Annotated in this window: 15 protein-coding genes; 12 read left to right on the forward strand and 3 right to left on the reverse strand. The window is 67.3% G+C overall.

What is annotated here, in order from left to right; genetic code table 11:
- Positions 1 to 262 precede the first annotated feature (262 nt).
- Positions 263 to 1,693 carry an MFS transporter gene (locus tag F3J43_RS14485; RefSeq protein WP_166887484.1) on the reverse strand — a complete coding sequence of 477 codons (1,431 nt, stop codon included), beginning with the start codon at positions 1,691 to 1,693 and terminating at the stop codon, positions 263 to 265.
- A gap of 110 nt (positions 1,694 to 1,803) precedes the next feature.
- Here F3J43_RS14485 and soxR point away from each other — a divergent pair, with 110 nt between their 5' ends.
- The 6 genes from soxR to F3J43_RS14515 all read left to right on the forward strand — a co-directional run bounded on the left by soxR (position 1,804) and on the right by F3J43_RS14515 (position 11,492).
- Complete coding sequence (gene soxR / locus F3J43_RS14490) at positions 1,804 to 2,274, forward strand: redox-sensitive transcriptional activator SoxR (RefSeq protein WP_166887486.1); 471 nt, start codon at positions 1,804 to 1,806, stop codon at positions 2,272 to 2,274.
- A gap of 83 nt (positions 2,275 to 2,357) precedes the next feature.
- Positions 2,358 to 3,551: a DUF3142 domain-containing protein gene (locus F3J43_RS14495; RefSeq protein WP_166887488.1), complete on the forward strand. Its 1,194-nt coding sequence runs from the start codon at positions 2,358 to 2,360 to the stop codon at positions 3,549 to 3,551.
- On the forward strand, positions 3,538 to 5,676 hold the full coding sequence (locus F3J43_RS14500; RefSeq protein WP_166887490.1) for a hypothetical protein: 2,139 nt from the start codon (positions 3,538 to 3,540) through the stop codon (positions 5,674 to 5,676). The genes F3J43_RS14495 and F3J43_RS14500 overlap by 14 nt, the downstream gene beginning before the upstream one ends.
- A 68-nt stretch (positions 5,677 to 5,744) precedes the next feature.
- Positions 5,745 to 6,395: a dTMP kinase gene (locus tag F3J43_RS14505; RefSeq protein WP_166887492.1), complete on the forward strand. Its 651-nt coding sequence runs from the start codon at positions 5,745 to 5,747 to the stop codon at positions 6,393 to 6,395.
- Between the two features lie 232 nt (positions 6,396 to 6,627).
- Positions 6,628 to 10,161, forward strand: a complete 3,534-nt coding sequence (locus F3J43_RS14510) for a DUF2339 domain-containing protein (RefSeq protein ID WP_166887494.1) — start codon at positions 6,628 to 6,630, stop codon at positions 10,159 to 10,161.
- On the forward strand, positions 10,158 to 11,492 hold the full coding sequence (locus tag F3J43_RS14515; RefSeq protein WP_166887496.1) for a DUF3999 domain-containing protein: 1,335 nt from the start codon (positions 10,158 to 10,160) through the stop codon (positions 11,490 to 11,492). The genes F3J43_RS14510 and F3J43_RS14515 overlap by 4 nt, the downstream gene beginning before the upstream one ends.
- A 14-nt stretch (positions 11,493 to 11,506) precedes the next feature.
- On the opposite strand, the gene F3J43_RS14520 is transcribed toward F3J43_RS14515, so the two are convergent.
- Positions 11,507 to 12,436: an AraC family transcriptional regulator gene (locus F3J43_RS14520; RefSeq protein WP_166887499.1), complete on the reverse strand. Its 930-nt coding sequence runs from the start codon at positions 12,434 to 12,436 to the stop codon at positions 11,507 to 11,509.
- Positions 12,437 to 12,555: 119 nt separating this feature from the next.
- On the opposite strand from F3J43_RS14520, the gene F3J43_RS14525 reads away from it, so the two are divergent.
- The 4 genes from F3J43_RS14525 to F3J43_RS14540 all read left to right on the forward strand — a co-directional run bounded on the left by F3J43_RS14525 (position 12,556) and on the right by F3J43_RS14540 (position 16,525).
- Positions 12,556 to 13,638 (forward strand): MBL fold metallo-hydrolase, encoded by a 1,083-nt coding sequence (locus tag F3J43_RS14525; protein WP_166887502.1) that lies wholly within the window; start codon positions 12,556 to 12,558, stop codon positions 13,636 to 13,638.
- Positions 13,635 to 14,501 (forward strand): oxidoreductase, encoded by an 867-nt coding sequence (locus tag F3J43_RS14530; protein WP_166887505.1) that lies wholly within the window; start codon positions 13,635 to 13,637, stop codon positions 14,499 to 14,501. The genes F3J43_RS14525 and F3J43_RS14530 overlap by 4 nt, the downstream gene beginning before the upstream one ends.
- Entirely contained in the window at positions 14,501 to 15,490 is a 990-nt protein-coding gene (locus F3J43_RS14535) for an SDR family NAD(P)-dependent oxidoreductase (protein ID WP_286184596.1), read from the forward strand. Before F3J43_RS14530 ends, F3J43_RS14535 begins: the two co-directional genes overlap by 1 nt.
- Before the next feature lie 174 nt (positions 15,491 to 15,664).
- A complete protein-coding gene (locus tag F3J43_RS14540; protein WP_166887508.1) occupies positions 15,665 to 16,525 on the forward strand; it encodes an oxidoreductase in 861 nt (286 codons plus the stop codon).
- Between the two features lie 82 nt (positions 16,526 to 16,607).
- Here the strand turns inward: F3J43_RS14540 and F3J43_RS14545 are convergent, their stop codons facing one another.
- Positions 16,608 to 17,522 (reverse strand): LysR family transcriptional regulator, encoded by a 915-nt coding sequence (locus F3J43_RS14545; protein WP_166887511.1) that lies wholly within the window; start codon positions 17,520 to 17,522, stop codon positions 16,608 to 16,610.
- A gap of 119 nt (positions 17,523 to 17,641) precedes the next feature.
- Here F3J43_RS14545 and F3J43_RS14550 point away from each other — a divergent pair, with 119 nt between their 5' ends.
- Positions 17,642 to 18,532, forward strand: a complete 891-nt coding sequence (locus F3J43_RS14550) for an intradiol ring-cleavage dioxygenase (protein WP_166887513.1) — start codon at positions 17,642 to 17,644, stop codon at positions 18,530 to 18,532.
- Positions 18,529 to 18,831 (forward strand): Dabb family protein, encoded by a 303-nt coding sequence (locus F3J43_RS14555; RefSeq protein WP_205297867.1) that lies wholly within the window; start codon positions 18,529 to 18,531, stop codon positions 18,829 to 18,831. The genes F3J43_RS14550 and F3J43_RS14555 overlap by 4 nt, the downstream gene beginning before the upstream one ends.

An 18,831-nucleotide genomic window follows, 5' to 3' on the forward strand; every position in this document is an offset into this window, starting at 1 on the left:
AAGGGCCTGTCTCTACTGCCCGGCAATGAGGATGAACATCGTTCGCGTATATGCGGGCACTTGTTTTTGCGCGCACTGCCAGAAGTGGACGCCTGCGGCAAGTCAAACCGACTTGGTCGATGTGATTTCTTGAAATAAGGCATTTCGCGCCTATAGCGAATTAGCCGAACGAACATGCTCCCGAATATTCGTTGAGTGTCACGCAGCCGCGCTATCGCCCTGAACGATCAAGGCGACAGCCCGAAAACCGTGCTGGCAGGTTTCAACGACAGCGCCTGGCGACGATAACCGCCAAAAGGGGAGCCAGCGCAAACACCACGAACAACCATCGCGCAGCCGCTGCGGTGCCTGGCACGCCACCCGGTTCGATCAGCCCTGCGGCATTCGCGACCATGCCGGCCAGTGCCGCGCCTGTGGCGGTTGCCAGCAGTTGAACCGCGGTGATCGATGCCCCAGCCAGCTCCTGCTCATGGGGCGGCGCTGCCTTGAGCACCCGGGTCAGCAGGTGCGGCCAGGTCAGGCCCACGCCGAGCCCGACAAGGCCCAGCGCCAGGCAGATCGGCGCCAGTTCCGGCACGGAGCCCGCGTCTTGGCTCGGTACCCGCCAGGCCAGGGCGATCATGCCGAGCAGGCCAAGCAACGGGCCAGCCAGGAAGGCCCGGTCGATGGCACGTGCGCTTGCCCCGGCACTGATGATCGACCCCAGGGTCCAGCCGGCGGCCATCAGCGCCGCGAGGTAGCCCGCGACCAAGGCCGACTGCTGGTGCAGCACTTGCAGGAACAGCGGCACGAAGATCTCGCCGCTGGTCACCATCAGCACCAGCAGCGACATCATGGCGTAGAGCCCCGCCAGGCTCGAGCGCCAGTGCAGGGCCATGGTTGGCAGCAGCCTGTTGGGCGAGCTGCGCTCGATGCGCAGGAACAGCGCCGCCAGCGTCATCGCGAGCAGCAGCCACAAGCCGTTCAGCGCCAGTCCCGTCGCGGCGCTGGCGGTGCTGATGGCGAGCAGCGCCAGGGTCAGCAGCAGCAACTGCAGCCAGGGAAGGGCAACCTTGCCGCCACGGGGCTGTTGCGGATCCCGACCAGGCAGCGTCCAGCAGGCAAGCAAGGCGAACAGTGCCGCGACACCGGCCACCGACCAGAACGCCGCGCGCCATACGCCCCACTCGGCGAACATGCCGCCCACGGCGGGGCCGATCAAGGTGGCGACGCCCCACATCCCCGAGACCAGGGCCATGGCGCGTGACCACAGTGCTTCGTCGAAAGCGATGCGGATCATCGCGTAGGCCAGGGCGAACAGCAGCCCGCCGCCCAAGCCCTGGACCAGGCGCCCGAGCAGCATGAACGGCATGTTCGGCGCGACCGCGCAGATCACCGCGCCCAGCGCGAAGACCAGCGACGCCAGGGCGTAGCCCAGCTTCGGCCCGGTCAGCCCGAGCAGGCGGCTGGACAACGCCGAACCGAGAATCGAGGCGACCACGAACAAGGTGGTGTTCCACGCATAGAGGTCGAGCCCGCCAATGGCCGTGACCACGGTAGGCAACAGGGTGGTGGCGATATATACGTTCACGGCATGCAGCGCGACGCCGCCGGCCAGGGCAAGCAGGCGGGCAGCGTTGGCACCGGACAGCAGCGCCCGCCAGCCGGCGGGCGGTACGACGGGGGAAGTGGCGATGAGGTCTGGTCTTTCCATGGAATCTCGACTCTGTGGGGGCAACGGGCCGCGCTGGCGGGCCCTTGCGGGATGACAGGCCGTCCCTTATAAGACCTCATGTATTGATGAGGTCAAGAGGACTGTCCAGGATGAAGATCGACGTCAGTGTTCCGCTTTCGGTGGGGGCTGTGGCCAGCCGCAGCGGCGTCAGCGTTGCCACGGTGCATTTCTACCAGGCCAAGGGGCTGATCCAGGGCACGCGCAACGCGGGCAACCAGCGGCGCTTCAACCGCGATGTGCTGCGCAAGATCGCGATCATCAAGATCGCCCAGCGCGCCGGCATCCCGCTGGCGGCGATCAAGGCGGCGCTGGACGCGTTGCCGGCGGACAGGGCGCTCACCGCGAAGGACTGGGCGCAGTTGTCCACCCAGTGGCGCGACATGCTCAACGCGCGCATCCATGCCTTGAGCCAGTTGCGCGACCAGCTCGATGGCTGCATCGGCTGTGGTTGCCTGTCGATGACCGACTGCCCGCTGAGGAACCCGGGCGATCACCTGGGGCAGGCTGGGGAGGGCGCCGTGCTGCTCGAAGCGCAGGGGGCGGCCGCGGTCGCCGACTAGCGTGTCTGCACAGGGCCGTTGGGGTAAGATCGCCCCCTCGCCACGGCGCCCGAGCGCGCCAGACCAAGGACTGTATGCCCGCCATGTCATTTCTGCGCCGCCTGTGCATCGGCCTCGTGCTCGGGGCGATCAGCGGCTGCCAGCCAGAATCCGCAGCACCGCTCGATCAACAGCTGTACATCTGGCAGCGCCAGTGGCGTCCCGCCCATGAACAGGCCCTGGCCGACAGCCGCGCCGATTTCTCGACCCTGCGGGTGCTGGCCTTGCAGGCCCAGCCCAGGGCCGGCTGGAGCCGGGCGCTGGTCGACTTGCCCCGGCTCAAGGCCGATGCTCGACCGGTGATCGCGGTGGTACGCCTGGATGGTCAACTGCCGGCGCTGGACCAGCAGGCCGCCCAGGGCCAGATCGACCAGTTGCTCAGCGACTGGCAGGCGGCCGGGATAACCCTGGCTGGCCTGGAAATCGATCACGACAGCGGCAGCGCCCGCCTGCCTGGCTATATCGACTTTCTTGAAAAGCTCCGCGCCCAACTGCCGCCTGGCCTGACACTCAGCATCACCGCCTTGCCGGCCTGGCTCGATAGCCCGCGTCTGGCCGCGCTGCTGCGCACGGTGGACAGCAGCGTGCTGCAGGTGCATGCGGTGAGCGACCCGCGCCATGGCCTGTTCGACCCGGTCCAGGCCAGGACCTGGGCCGAACGCTGGAGCCAGGTCAGCGAAAAACCGTTCTACCTTGCCTTGCCCGCCTATGGCGTTGCATTGCTGCCCGATACCGGCGGCACGCTCGTGGTGGAAAGCGAAACGCCGTTGAACCGGGCCGGCGAGCGCCGTGAGCTGCTGGCCGACCCACAGCAGCTCGCGAAACTGGCCATGGAGCTGCGTCAGCAGCCGCCTGCGCACCTGGCCGGGTTGATCTGGTTTCGCCTGCCGCTACCCGACGACCGTCGGGCCTGGAGCCTGGCCACACTCAAGGCCGTCGCGCGTGGCGATGCACTCGCAGGCCAGTGGCGGGTCGAGGTGTCGGGCGCGGCGGGGCTGTTCGATATCAGCCTGGTCAACAGCGGCAATCTCGACCAGCCATTGCCCGCCCGGGTGACGTTGCTGGCCGACCGTTGCGACGCCGCCGATGGCCTCAATGGCTATCGCCTGCAGCCCTCTTCACAACCTCTTGTCTTCAACCGCCAGACCAGCGCGCGCGTCGCCGCTGGCGGCCGGCGCGCCCTGGGCTGGGCACGCTGCCATGGAATCGACCAAGGAGCATGGAATGTCTACCCGTAACTGGCCTCGGCACCTGTTGTGCCTGTCCCTGAGCGTGCCGTTCGGCACGGCGCTGGCCTGTGGCCCCGACTTTCCGATGCGCCTGCTGGCGGATCGGGCGCAGACGCTGGCCGAACTGCCGGAAGGCAACTTCGCTTTCGAGGTGAATCGGCTTGGTCAGGCGGTGGCCGGCCTCAAGCCCACCACCGACAACACCTTGACCCCTTACTGGGACGGCGACGACAACGATCGCCCCTATCGCGAGCAGCGTAGCCAGGTCGAGGCCAGCGAGCTGCCGGAGAACCTGCGCGACAAGGTCGCGCAACTGCGCCGCCTGGACGATCCGCAAGCGGTGCTGGAGCAGGGCGCCGAACTGCCGCAGGAGCTGCGCCTGTACCTGGCCGGTGCGGTGGCGTTCGCCAACGACAACCCGGCCCTGGCGGCGGACTACTTCAGCCAGGTCCTGGCGCTGCCTGCCGAGCAACGCAAGCTGCGCAGCACCTGGGCGGCCTATTCGCGGGGACGGGCGCTGGTGGCGCTGAGTGGCGAGGCCCGGCAAACCTCTGCGCAGGCACTGCAGGCCCAGGCCCGCCAGGCCTTCCAGACCACCCGGACGTTGAGCGCCGACGGTTTCAGCGATCCGCTGGAGCTCGGCGTGGCCAGCCTCGGCGAGGAGGCCCGCCTGGCCAAGCTCGCCGGCGACTGGAACAGCGCCATCGCGTTGTACGCCAGCCAGAGCCGCCTGGGCTCGGGCAGTGGCTACAGCTCGCTGCGGCAACTGGCCGGCGAGCTGGTGGCGATGCCGGACGCACCGTTGCAGGCGCAGCTGCAGCAGCCGATGGTGCGCAAGCTGCTCGGCGCCTACCTGTTGAGCCATATCGGCTGGGACTACGAGCGGCAGCCACCGGCCCGGGAGCACAGTCTGAGCCAGTTGCTGCAGGCCAGTGCCGGCGATGACCTGGACGATGCCGACCGCCTGGCGGCCTTGAGCTACCAGCAGGGTGACTACGCGGCCGCCAAAGGCTACCTGCAGCACGCTGGCGACAGCGGATTGGCCTGGTGGCTGCGCGCCAAGCTGGCCCTGCGCGACGGCGACAAGGCCCAGGCGGCAGCCGCCTATGCCAAGGCCGCCGCTGCGTTTCCCGGTGACGAGTCGTGGGGCTCGCGGCAAACGCCGGACTGGGACTACGAAAGCGTGAAGCCAGGCTGCAGGGTCGAGGGCGAAGGCGCGATCCTGGCGCTGGAGCGTGGCGACTACCTGCAAGCCTTCGACCAGCTGTACCGCAGCCAGGAAATCTACTGGCAGGATACGGCGGACGTGGCCGAGCGGGTGCTGACGGTCGATGAGCTCAAGGGCTACGTCGACGCCCATGTGCCGGCGGCGCCGCCCAGCCAGGCCGAGGAGGGCGGCTACACGCCGCGCCCGGTGGCGACGCAGTTGCGCGAGCTGCTGGGCCGGCGCCTGCTGCGCGAAGGCCGTTACGCCGAGGCGCCAGGCTATTTCGCCACGGCGCAATTGCAGGCCGACGCCAAGGCCTACGGGCAGAACCGTCAGGACGCGGTCTCGCGCTGGACCCCCACAGGCCGGGCCGAGGCACTGTTTGGCGCAGCGACCCTGGCACGGACGGCCGGCATGGAGATCCTGGGCTACGAGATGGCACCGGACTACGCCTGGCTGGGCGGTAGCTTCAGCCTCGGCAACCCGGCGCCGCAGCCTGGGCCATTCCTCGCTGCCGGCGAGGTACAGCGCCAGTTGGCCAGCGAAGCCAAGCCCGATCAGCGCTATCACTACCGGTATGTCGCCGCCGACCTGGCCAACCAGGCCGCCGACCAGTTGCCGCACAGCAGCCAGGCCTTCGCCGCGGTGTTGTGCACGGCCGCTAGCTGGGTCGCCGGCAGCGACCAGGAAATCGCGCTGTACAAGCGCTATGTCCAGCAGGGGCCATTCGTCCCATGGGCCGAAGACTTCGGCAAGCAGTGTGAAGCGCCGCGGTTCGACCAGGCCAACAAGCGTTATCTGAGCGAATGGCTGGAGGCCGCGCGGCGTGCGCTACGGCCTTACAAGCTCGCGGTGCTGGCGGTGGGCGCGGGATTGCTCGCGGGTGGCGCCTGGTGGTGGGCGCGGCGGCGCAAGTCGCAGGCCTGAACAAGGTGCCAGGGCGCGAGTCGCGCCTTGGCGTCATCCATTGTCAAACCGTCAAAATATTCCGAAGCATGACCCGATCACTGTTCATTTCGTTCGATGGGCCCAAGGGCACCGGCAAGACCACGCTTCTGGAATCCGTCACCCAGGTACTGAGGGCGGATAAACGGAAGGTGATCCGCATCTGCGAGAAAAAGAGCGACCCCTGCCGGGGAGAGACCATGGCCCTGGTCAACCGGCTGGCGAGAAATCCCTGCCGGGCGCTGGAGCTGGATGTCTGCCTGCGCCTTGCCAGGAGTCGCGCCTGGATCTCGCGACAGGTGCTGGCCAGGCAGCCAGCGGACAGCATCATCCTGATCGATCGCTGGTACCCCTCCGATGCCGCGTTTCGCCGACTGGTGCCGTTCGCCGAGATTCTGCGCCTGAACCTCGAACAGAACGTGCGCGTGCCAGACCTGCACGTGGGGGTCGTCACCGCCCCGGAGATTTCCTGGGCGAGGGCCGCGGCACGCACACGCGGGTTGAACAGCACGGTGCTGCACCATGTGCAGGAGCATGTCGCCTGTACCGAGGCGTTCGAACGGGCGGCTGCCGACCACGGCTGGGCCCTGTGCCGGAATGAAGGCAGCGTCGAGGCGGCGACGGCGCAGGTGGTGTCGGTGATTCAGGATGTGCTTCGCCAGGCTGCCCGCCCCAGCGGATTTCCCGCCTTCGACCGGTGAGTGCCCTGCGAAACCTGTCACATTCCGCGCATGCCGCAACCGCGCGGGGTGTTCTTGCGCGCGACCTGCCTCCGGCCACGCTTGTGCACGAAAGTCCAGTACCGCAAACTTCAAGGCCTTCTCCTCGACCTTGATGGCATTGCGCTGCACACGCATGCCGCAGAGGGAAGCGTAATGGAATTCTTGTAAATGGCTTGGCGCGACCTGCGAACAAGCCCGAGGGAGTGTCTGCATGCAATGGCTTTTCATGCTGGTGGGGTTGGTGCTGGGGTTGGCGGCCGGCGAGTCGATCACCTCCGGGCTGCTTGGGGCATTGCTCGGCCTGGCCATCGGCCAGGCGCTGCACCTGCGCCAACTGACCGACCAGCAGGCGGCAATGCGCACGCAACTGCAGGGGCTGGCCAAGCGTTTCGAGGATGAGACCGCCGCCTTGCAAGCACGCCTGGCACGGTTGAGCGGCGTGCAGGCAGCACCTGAGGACGCAGGGCAGGTGCCTGTCGACGACGCAACCGTGCAGGCCGAACAGCCTCTGGCAGAGGCCGAGCTGCCCCTGACGGTGCAGGCTGACGAGGCACCCCCTGACTTGCCGGCGTTGTCCGACGCCTGGGTCGAGGCGACACCGCCTGAAGCCGAAGTCCTGCCTGAGCCGCCCCGCGAGCCGCGCCGTCCGCGCGGGCCTTCGCTGCTCGGACGGGGAATCGCCCTGGCCAGGAACTGGTTGCTGGGCGGCAATACCGTGCTCAGGGTCGGCGTGCTCCTGTTGTTCCTGGGCCTGGCGTTCCTGCTGCGCTATGCCACCGAAGGCATGGTAGTGCCGCTGGAGCTGCGTTATGCCGGCGTTGCGGCCAGCGCCATGGTGCTGTTGGGCCTGGGCTGGTGGCTGCGCCGGCGCAATCCGCAGTATGGGTTGATGCTGCAGGGCACCGGCGTTGCCGTGCTGTACCTGACCGTGTTCGCGGCCATGCGCCTGCACCCGTTGCTCGACCCGCGGCTGGCGTTTGCGCTGCTGGTACTGACCACCGCGTTCTCGGCAATCCTGGCCGTGGCGCAGAACGCCCTGGGGCTGGCCGTGGCCGCGGCGCTGGGAGGCTTCGCGGCGCCGATCCTCACCGCCACGGGCAGCGGCAATCACGTGGCGCTGTTCAGCTATTTCATCCTGCTCAACGCCGGCATCTTCGCGATTGCCTGGTTCAAGGCCTGGCGCCTGCTCAACCTGGTCGGTTTCGTCGGCACCTTCGGCATCGGTTTCGCCTGGGGGCTGCATGGGTATACGCCGCAACTGTTGAGCAGCACCGAGCCTTTCCTGGTCGTGCTGTTCCTGATGTACGTGGTCATCGGCCTGCTGTTCACCCGGCGCAAGCTGCGCGAGCAGGCAGGGCTGCCCGAGGCGGGCGAGGTTCTGCGGCACTGGGCGCGCGGGCGCACCGACTATATCGATGCCACCGTGGTGTTCGGCCCGCCCTTGGTGGGGTTCGGCCTGCAGTACGCGATTGTCCAGCACATACCCTTCGCCACGGCGTTCAGCGCATTGGGGCTGGGGCTGTTCTACCTGGTCCTGGCCAAGCTGTTGCGTGGGCGCAACACGCTGCTGATGGAAACCTGTCTTGCCCTGGGCGTGGTGTTCGGCACCCTGGCCGTGCCACTGGGCCTGGATGCGCGCTGGACCTCGGCGACCTGGGCGGTGGAGGGCGCCGGTATCTATTGGCTGGGCTTGCGCCAAAGGCGAACGTTGGCGCGGCTGTTCGCCTTGCTGCTGCAGGTGGGGGCCGGCCTGGCCTTCCTTGGCCAGCTCGGGCTCGGCCAGGACAGCCTGCTCGAAGGCGCGCCGCTGGGCGCCTTGATGCTCGGCGTGGCACTGCTGTTCAGCTACGGGCAACTGCGCATGGCGCCGGCGGCGCACTGTCATGGGTGGGAACGCCGCGGGGCGCCCTGGCTGGCGGTGGCAGGCCTGGCGTTCCTGTTCCTGATCGCGCCGTTGTGCCTGCAGGCGCAGGGAACGGCCATCGCCTGGGCGCTGCTCGGGCTGGTCACGCTGTGCGCAGGATTGCGCCTGCAGGCACGCAGTTTCCTGTTCAGTGCCATTGCCGTGCAGTTGTTGGGCGGCGCGGTGTTCCTCGGCGGGATGCAGTCCGATGGCCTGGAGGCCCGGTCCGGATGGGCGGACCTGGTGGTCTGCGCCTTGATCGGCGTCGCCTTGGTGGCGGGCATGCTGATCGCGATGCGCGACAGATCGATCAGCGAGGACCGGCGCCTGATGCGTGGTTTGTCACTGGCGATGCTGCTGGGCTTGCTGTTCGTCAATTTCGCGGTGTTGTTCGTCCTGCCTTGGCGTATCGCCGCGGCGGTGTGGGCGGGCAGCGGCCTGCTGATCATCTGGTTGAGCCTGCTGTTGCAACTGCGCGCAAGCTTCCTGTTCGGGCTGGCGTTGCAAGTGGCGGGGGGGATCGCCTTTCTGGTCGTCGGTCCGCTGCTGTTTGAGCAGGGCCCGGATGACACGCTGCGGCCCCTGGCCCACGCCGGTTTCTGGACGCCGCTGGCGCTGGCACTGGCCGCGCAGGTCGGGGCCTGGCGCCTGTACCATGTCCAGCGCCATCAGCAGCCAGGCTTGCTGCAGGGCATGACCCTGCAGCGCTTGTCCCAGCTGCTGCTGGCCTGGGGGCTTGGCTGGTGGGCGATGGCCTTGGCCGGCGAAGTGCTGCGTTTTGTCGGGCTCGCGCAGCAGAGCGCGGCCTTGCTGGCCGTCGCGGGCCTCAGCGTGGCGGCCTGGAGCTGGCTGGCCAGGCGCTTGAGCTGGCCGGCCCTGGCGTGGCTATGCACGCTGCTGATGCCTGTGGCGAGCGTGATCCTGCTGTTCACGCTTGCTTCTGCGGCGCACCCGGCCGCCGGTTTTGGCTGGTTGGCCTGGGGGCTGGTCTTCGCCGTGCATTTCTGGTCGCTCAAGCGCCTGGATGGCGTGCTGGCGGCAGGCGTGCGCAGCGCCGCCCATGTATTCGGTTGCTGGCTGGTGCTGGCGGTACTGGCACTGGAGCTGCGCTACGCGATGATGGCGCTGGCCGAGCAGGCCAATGCCTGGCGCTGGCTGGGCTGGGCAGTGCTGCCCAGCCTGTTCCTCATGGCCATGGCCGCGCCCCGGGCGTGGCCTTGGCCGGTGGCCGCCTATCCGCGCGAATACCGGATCCTGGCGGCTGCGCCGGTGGCAGTGGCGATGCTGGGCTGGTTGTGGCTGGCCAATATCGCCAGTGACGGTAGCGCTGATCCGCTGCCGTACCTGCCGCTGCTCAATCCGCTCGAACTGGGCATGCTGCTGGTGCTGCTGGCGGTCCATGCCTGGCTGCGCCACGGCCTGGCGCAACTGGGCCTGGACCGGCATGCCCGCCAACTGTGTCAGGGCGTGGTCGGCGCGAGCCTGTTCGTGGTGCTCACGGCCGCGGTGTTCCGTGCGGTCCATCATTGGGGCTCGGTGCCCTATGAGCTGGATGCGTTGCTGGCGTCGATGCCGGTGCAGGCCGGTCTGTCCATCGTCTGGACGTTGATCGCGCTCCCCCTGATGATCTTCGGCCACCTGCGCGGGCGGCGCGAGTTCTGGTTGCTGGGCGCCGCACTGATCGGCGTGGTGGTGGCCAAGCTGTTCTTCGTCGAGCTGGGCAACCGCGGTGGCCTTGAGCGTATCGTTTCCTTCATTGGCGTTGGCGTGTTGCTCCTGGTGGTCGGCTACTTTGCCCCACTGCCGCCGCGCAAGTCCGAGTCTGCACAGGTGAATGCATGAAGCTGTTCGTACCGATGGCCTGGGTGGCCTTGCTGGCCACGCCGTTGGCCCACGCTGCCCAGGTGCCCCTGCAACTGGAAGGCGAAGGGCCCTGGTACCGCCTGGCGGTGCCCTTGAGCGTGCAGATGGCCGCCGGCCATGCTGACCTGCGTGATCTGCGGGTGCTCGATAAAGAAGGCGATGAGCTGGCCTATGCCTTGACCCAGGGCCGTCTGCAGACCGAGGCGCCGACCCGGGAGGCGGTCGTCAAGTGGTTCCCCTTGCGCGGGACGCTCGACACCGAGGCCGTACCGGCCATACGGGTCCAGCGCAGTGACAACGGCACGCTGGTCGAGGTCGCGGCGCCGGCCGCCGGCCAGGGAGGGCAAGTGCTGCGCGGATGGCTGCTGGACGCCAGCGCCTTCGCCGGGCCCTTGCACAGGCTGCGCCTGGACTGGCGCGCGCAGGAGGATGGTTTCCAGCGTTTCTCCATCGAAGCCAGCGACGATCTGCAGCACTGGCAGCCCTGGGGGGAGGGGCAGGTCGCCCGGCTGGCGTTCGATGGCGAGCAGGTCGAGCAACGCGACGTGAGCTTGCCGGGGGCCAGCGCGCGCTACCTGCGTCTGCTCTGGCAGGCCCCGCAACAGGCCCCGGCACTGCTCGATGCGCGGGTGGCCAGCCTGGGCGGCCAGACTCAGTCGGCGGCACTGGCCTGGTCGGCGCCGCTGCCAGCGACCTCGAGTGCGGCCGGGGAATACACATGGACCTTGCCGCTGGCACTGCCCCTCGAACGCCTTCAGCTCACGTTGCCGCCAGGCAACGTGCTGGCACCGGTCAGCCTGGCTTCGCGCAACGCCAGCAATGCCCAGTGGCAACCGTTGGCCAGTGGTCTGCTGTACCGCCTGCCCCAGGACGGCAAGGAGACCGTGCAGGACGAGATCGCATTGCCAGGCGTACCACTCAGGCAGTTGCGCTTGCGTGTCGACCCACGTGGAAACGGCCTGGGGAGCGACACACCGCGGATCCGCGTGGCGGTTGCTGAAACCGAAGTGGTGTTCCTCGCCCGAGGCTCCGCGCCTTATGCCCTGCGCGTCGGCGACGCCACGGCCCAGTCTGCGGCATTACCGCTGGGGACACTGATACCTGGCTACAGCCCCGCGCGTCTGGCCAGCCTGGGCCGCGCTACCCTCGATAGCGCGGTGCCGGACGCCATGGCGCCTGCCGCTGAAGCCGTTGCGCCAGGCACAGGGTGGCAGCGCATCGGCCTGTGGGCTGTGCTGCTGGCGGGCGTGGCGTTGCTGGGCGGCATGGCCTTCAGCCTGCTGCGCAAGCCGTCGGACAGCGCACGCTAGGCCTTGCACGCGCTTCACTGTTCCAGCGCGCAGTGGGCCGAGCGCCGACGGTACTGGCTTGGCGTCGCGGCCATGATGCGCTTGAACGCGGTGCTGAACGAGCTTTCCGACTCGTAGCCCAGGGAAAAGGCGATGGTCGAGATGTTGTCGGTGCCGTTGCGCAGCCGGTTGGCGGCCATCAGCATGCGCCAGCGCGCCAGGTAATCCATCGCGGTATTGCCGACCAACGCCTTGAACCGTTGCGCGAACACCGTGCGCGACACCCCGGCGATACGTGCCAACCCCTCCAGGGACCACTGCCGCGCAGGTTCGGCGTGCATCGCCGCGATGGCCAGGCTGATCTGCCGGTCGGTCAGGGCGAGAAACCAGCCTTTGGGCAGCTCGTTGGCGCTCTGCAGATAGAGCCGCAGCACCTGGACCAGCATCAGGTGGGCGAGGTGGGTGGCGATCAGTGCGCCGCCGGGCTGAGGGTTGCGCAGTTCGTTCGCCCATTGGTCCAGAGACCAGCGCAGCACCTCGGCCTGGCTGGAGGCCTTGGGAATGTTGATGATCGCGGGCAGGGCCTCGAACAGCACGGCGGCATGCTCGCCGGAGAAGGCGAAGCGCCCGCTGATGAGGAACACCTCGCCGCCGCCGTTGTGCACGGCGACGCCGTCGCGGCTGACGATGTCGAGCAAGTGATCACCAGGCTCGGCAGGCAGGTTGGGGGCGGAGGACAGGGTGAAGCGCCGATCGCTGTTGAGCAGGAAGCAATCGCCCTCGTCGAAGCGGATGGGCTGCTCCAGGTCATCGGTGACACCCCAGCAGGTGCCCCGGATCACGGCCGTGAACTTGATGCCGTCATGGGCGGGGAAGTCGAAGGACCAGTCGCCAGCGGCATCGAAACCGGCATAGAACTGGTTGCGTGGTTGCAGCAGCGACAGTACGTCGGACAAAGGATCCATGGACTGATTCCGTACGCTTGAAAAAGATAAGCGGACTTTACGACATGGGTCGTTCGACTCTCAAGGCGTATCGTGGCAGCCATACCGCTTTGCCATGCAGCGCTTCGGGAGTACCAGCCATGAGCCGATTCACCTTGTTCCGTCCGCGCCTCGGCGACTACGCCGCCTCGCCACGCTGGCAAGGCGGACGCTTTCACAATGACCGCGCCGCCGGCCCTGGCGACTTGCCCGAGTCGACGCTGCGCGCCTGGTGGGATGTGTTCTTCAACAAGCCCGCCGGCACCGCGCCGGCCACGCCGCTGCCCATCCACACACTGACCCGGGCCGAGCTGGATGCAGCGCCAGAGCGCAGTCTCTATCGCCTGGGGCACTCGACCGTGCTGATGAAGCTGCGCGGTCGCTGGTGGCTCACCGACCCGGTGTTTTCCGAACGGGCCTCGCCGGTGTCGTTCGCCGGGCCGAAACGCTTCCATGCGCCCCCGATCACGATCGAGGAACTGCCGCCGATCACTGCGGTGATTCTTTCCCATGATCATTACGACCACCTCGACCATGCCGCCATACGTGCCCTGGCGCCCAAGGTGGAGGTGTTCCTGGCCCCGCTGGGCGTGGGCGATCGCCTGCGCCAATGGGGCGTCGAGCCGCAGCGCATTCGCCAGTTCGACTGGTGGGAGGGCACCGAGATCGCCGGCCTGCGGCTGACCGCAACGCCCGCCCAGCACTTTTCTGGCCGGGGCCTGAGCGACGGCAACCGCACGCTATGGGCGTCCTGGGTGCTCGAGGATGATGGCTTGCGGCTGTTCTTCAGTGGTGACACCGGCTACTTCAGCGGTTTCGCCGAGATCGGCCGGCGTTTCGGGCCCTTCGACGTGACCCTGATGGAAACCGGGGCCTACAACGCGCAATGGCCCTATGTGCACATGCACCCGCAACAGACGGTGCAGGCGCACCGCGACCTGCGCGGCCAATGGTTGCTGCCGATCCACAACGGCACCTTCGACCTGGCCATGCACACCTGGGAGGCCCCCTTCGACCAGGTGCTGCGCTTCGCCGGCGAATACCGCATACCGGTGGCGACACCGAAGATGGGCGAACGGCTGGACCTCGACGCACCGCATCACGGCAGCCCGTGGTGGGCGCCACAACCGGCGTGGCTGGGCGCACCCGCCATCCCTGCCCAGAACCAGGAGAACACCTTATGAACACCCCACACAAAGTCTGGCTGATCACCGGCGCCTCGTCGGGCCTCGGCAAGGCGCTGGCCGAGGCGGTCATCGCACGCGGTGACCACGTGGCCGTCACCGCGCGCCGGCTGGATCGCCTGCAAGCCCTCGCCCAAGGGCGTGCAGCCCAGGTACTGCCGCTGGCCCTGGATATCACCGACGCCACCGCGCGTGAGCGCGCCGTGGCCCAGACCCTGGCGCACTTTGGCCGCATCGACGTGCTGGCCAACGTCGCCGGCCGCGGCGTGGCCGGCGCCTGCGAGGAATTTAGCCTCGAGCAGTTGCGTGAGCAGATGGAGCTGAACTTTTTCGCGGCCGCGGAGATGACCCGCGCCGTACTGGCGCAGATGCGCAAGCAGGGCGCAGGCCACATTCTCACCGTCAGCAGCATTGCCGGCCTGGTGGCCATGAATGCCGCTGGCCCGTATTGCGCGGCCAAGTTCGCCATCGAGGGCTGGACCGAGGCGTTGGCCATCGAGGCCAAGCCGTTGGGCATCCACGTCACCCTGGTCGAGCCGGGGGCATTTCGTACCGAGTTCGCCGGCGATGTGAACATGCGCCCGCTGCAACGCATCGATGCCTATCGGCCGATGATCGAGCCGTTCGAAACCTACCTGGCGAGCTCCGCCGGCCGGCAGATGGGCGATCCGGCCAAGGCGGCCCTGTCTATGCTGGCAGTGGTGGCCAGCGATGCGCCGCCGGTACGCCTGATGCTTGGCCGCGACGCCTACTCGATCTGGGAGGCGACCCTGGCCAAGCGCCAGGCCGACCTGAACAGCTGGCGCGCACAAGGCGAAGACACCGCCTTCGATGGCGCCGAACTGGTGGAGATCCAGTTGTGATGAACACGACCGAGCAAGCGGGCATGGCCCTGCAAGATGATGCACAGACCCCCTTGAGCACAGGTTTCGGGCGCCACAGCAGCGCCGCCGAGGTGCTGGCGGGTATCGACCTGTCCGGCAAGCTGGCCATCGTCACCGGCGGTCACTCCGGCCTGGGCCTGGAAACCACGCGGGCCCTGGCCGGGGCAGGCGCCCAGGTGCTGGTGCTGGCACGCCAGCCAACGGTGGCAGCCCAGGCACTGGCCGGTGTGACGAATGTCGCGGTCGATACCCTCGACCTGGCCGACCTGGGCAGTGTCCGCAGCTGTGCCGAGCGCTTCGTCGCCAGCGGCCGGCAGGCCGACCTGGTGATCTGCAACGCGGCGGTGATGGCCAACCCGCTGACCCGTGTCGGCAACGGTTGGGAGTCGCAGTTCGGCACCAACCACCTGGGACACTACGCCTTGGTCAACTGGCTCTGGCCGGCCATTGCCGCCGGTGCGCGAGTCGTTTCGTTGTCATCGCTGGGCCATCACTATTCACCCATGCGCTGGGACGATGTGCAGTTCACCGGTGCTTACGACAAGTGGCTGGCCTATGGTCAGTCCAAGACCGCCATCGCGCTGTTCACCAGGCATCTCGACAGCCTGGGCCTGGCCAAGGGCGTGCGTGCGTTCTCGGTGCACCCGGGCAAGATCTACACGCCGCTGCAGCGACACATGGCGATGGACGAGATGACCGCACTGGGGTGGCTCGACGCTGCCGGCAAGGTCATCGATCCGACCTTCAAGTCCGTGGCGCAAGGCGCGGCCACCACGGTATGGGCCGCTACCTCGGCGCTGCTCGACGGCAGGGGCGGGCTGTACTGCGAGGATTGCGACGTGGCGCTGCGCGACGATAGCCCGCAACCGACGGAGTCCGGGGTGCGCAGCTATGCCATCGACCCCGTGCAGGCAGCGCGCCTGTGGGCGTTGTCGGCCGAGCTTGTCGGCGTCGATGCTTTTGCCTGAACCCGCGATCAGGCATGAGTGAGCGATCCGTACGATCGAGAAGATTATTTGTACTTTCCGGCATGTGACGTACCGATTTCGCTGGGTAATGTACATCCCCTCCAATCCCCGAATATCCCGGCGACGCATGGGCACTGCCTGATGCGTCGTCGACCCCGTCATCTAGGAGTTCTCATGAAAAAGACCTGGTTCATTACCGGTGCATCGTCCGGCCTCGGCCGCGCTTTGGCCGAGGCCGTGCTGGCCAAGGGCGACAACGCGGTGCTTGGCGCGCGGCGTCTGGAGTCGTTGCAAACGATTGCCGCGCCTCACGGCGAACGTGCCCTGGCGCTGACGCTGGATGTCACCGATGCCGGCTCGCGTGCAGCCGCCTTGACGGCGGCCATGGACACCTTCGGCCGCATCGATGTGCTGGCCAACATCGCGGGTGCCGGTTCCTACGGTGCCCTGGAGGCGTTTTCTTGCGAACAGCTCCGCGCGCAGATGGAGCTGAACTTCTTCGCCGCCGCCGAGCTGTCCCGCGAGGTGTTGCCACAGATGCGCGCGCAGAGGAGCGGGCACATTCTCAACCTGACCAGCATCGCCGGCCTGGTGGCGTTTCCCGGCAGCGGTCTCTACAACGCCTCGAAGTTCGCCCTGGAAGGCTTCAGCGAGGCCCTGCACCACGAGGTCAAGCCGCTGGGCATTCGCGTCACGTTGATCGAGCCTGGCGCATTCCGCACTGACTTCGCGGGCAGTGCGGCGATGAAGGCCGAGCGCGAGATCGCCGAGTATGCCGAGCTGCATGCAGGCATGGCGCAGTACTACGCCAACCAGAATGGTCGGCAGATGGGCGACCCGGTCAAAGGCGTGGCGGTGATCATCGACATGGTCGAGAGCGCGGTTGCTCCCGTGCGGTTGCTGCTGGGCGAGGATGCCTATCAGCTCTGGGAAGGCGCCGTCGCCTCGCGCAACCGTGATATCGCGCCCTGGCGGGCACGGGGCGAGGCCACCGCGTATCCGGATGCCTTGATGAATCCCGTCCAGGCCCTTTGACAGCGACCTTCGCGCCGCGCCCCTGGAAAACAGCAGGGCGTGGCCGGAGGCTGTTCGGCTTGCGAGGTGCGCCCGACGGCGCTCATGACGCCCACTTGCGCTCCAGTTCGAGCTTCGCGAAACGCTCGACCATGAATTCGGTGAACACCTTGACCTTGGCCGGCTGCAGGCGGCGGCTCTGGTAGGCGATATTGATCGTCAGGGGCGGCAGCGCCCACTCGCACAGCACCGGGACCAGCCGGCCCGCGACAATGTCGTCGTGGATGATGTACTGAGGCTGGATCAGGATGCCCAGGCCAGCCAGCGCCGCGGCGCGTATCACTTGCCCTTCGTTGGCGTCGAGTACCGCGGTGATGGGAATCGCACAGGTTTGCTGGTGCCGGTTGAAATGCAGCACGTAGGGATCGTTCGCCAGGTTGTAGACCAGCATCTGATGCCGGGCCAGGTCTGCCGGCTCCTTCGGGCGCCCGTGGCTTGCCAGGTAGGCCGGCGAGGCGGCCAGCACCCGGCGCATCTGCGCCAGGCGGCGCACGGTGATCCCCGAATCCCCTTCGTTTTCCCGCGTGCGTATGGCCACATCGATACCTGCCTCGATAAAGCCGGGATAGCGGTTGGCCGTGGTGATCTGCACGGCAAGCTTGGGATAGCGCTGCCTGAACGCCGGTAATGCGGGGGCGAGGTGGCTCATGGCGAACGACACGGAACTGGTGACGCGAAGCATGCCGCTTGGGTTGGTCGCCGCCGAACTGACGGCGGCGTCGGCTTCGGCCATTTCGCCCAGCATGGCGCTGCAGCACTGGTGGTAGCTGCGTCCGGCGTCGGTCAGCCACATCCGGCGGGTCGTGCGTTCCACCAGCCGGGCTCCCAGGCGTTCCTCCAGGGCACTCAGGTAGCGGCTGGCTGCCGCATTGGACAAGCCCACTTTCTCAGCGGCCCTGGACAGGCTCCCCAACTCCACGACCTGTACGAACAGCTCGATTTGCGTCCAACGATCCATGGCGGTGCATTCTTCCATCTGCTGGAAATAAGAATTCTATTCTAGGCATTTTTCTTCCACTTTCGCTGCGTGACCATGGCCCCACGGCAACTCTCAGGCCTGTGCCAGGAGGCAACATCGTGCGTAGCATCAATGAAGACACCATCACCCAGGCGGTCATTGCGGCGATGGCCGCCTGCGACAATCCGCGGCTGCTGACCCTCATGACCAGCCTGGTGCAGCACCTGCATTCTTTCGCCCGCGAGGTGGCGCTGAGCGAAGTGGAGTGGGAGCAGGCGATTGGCTTTCTGACCGAGGTAGGCCACATCACCGATGACAAGCGCCAGGAGTTCATCCTGCTGTCCGACACCCTGGGGCTGTCCACCCTGGTGACGGCACAGAACAACGCCAAGCCTTGCGCCTGTACCGAGTCCACCGTCTTCGGGCCATTCTTCGTCGAGGGCGCCCCCGAGCTTGCGCTGGGCGCGGACATCGCCAATGGCGCTTGTGGCGAGCCTTGCTTCGTGAGCGGGCAGGTACGCGGGCTCGATGGCCAGCCCGTGGCCAACGCGTTGATAGACGTCTGGCAGTCGGACGAAGAGGGCCACTACGACGTGCAATCACCAGCGCCTGACGGTGAGCATGAGCACCGCGCGAGGGCACGCCTGCGCACGGATGACGAAGGGTACTTTCATTTCCGCTCGATCCTGGCGGTGCCTTATCCCATTCCCCACGATGGGCCGGTCGGGCGCATGCTCGAGGCGCTGGGGCGGCATCCCTGGCGGCCGGCTCACCTGCATTTCATGATCGTCGCGCCTGGCTACGAGCGGCTGATCACCCATGTGTTCCGCAATGGCTGCGCCTACCTGGATTCGGATGCCGTATTCGGCGTGCGCTCGACCTTGGTGGCCGACTGGGTGCGGCATGACCCTGGCCTGGCACCCGATGGCACGCGCTCCCCGGTGCCGTTCTACACCCTGCGGTACGACTTCGTGCTCAACACCGCTGGCGCGGTGGAGATGCACGCGTGATCCGGCACATCGTCATGTGGCGGCTTGCCGGTGAATCCTCGGAGGACCGGCGCCTGGCCCGCGAACACGTCAAGCAGGCCTTCGAGGGACTGCGCGGCCGCATACCGGGGCTGCAGCAGATCGAGGTGGGCATCGACCAGAGTGCCGTGGACTATGCCTGCGACGTGGTACTGGTCGCCGACTTCGAATCCCCGCAGGCCCTGGAGGCCTACGCCACACACCCTGAACATCTGCGGGTGCGCCAGGCGCTGGGCGCGCTGCGCACCGCGCGCCACCAGGTCGATTACCTACGTTCCTGA

The sequence above is a fragment of the Pantoea sp. Cy-639 genome (assembly GCF_011752525.1).
GTDB lineage: Bacteria > Pseudomonadota > Gammaproteobacteria > Pseudomonadales > Pseudomonadaceae > Aquipseudomonas.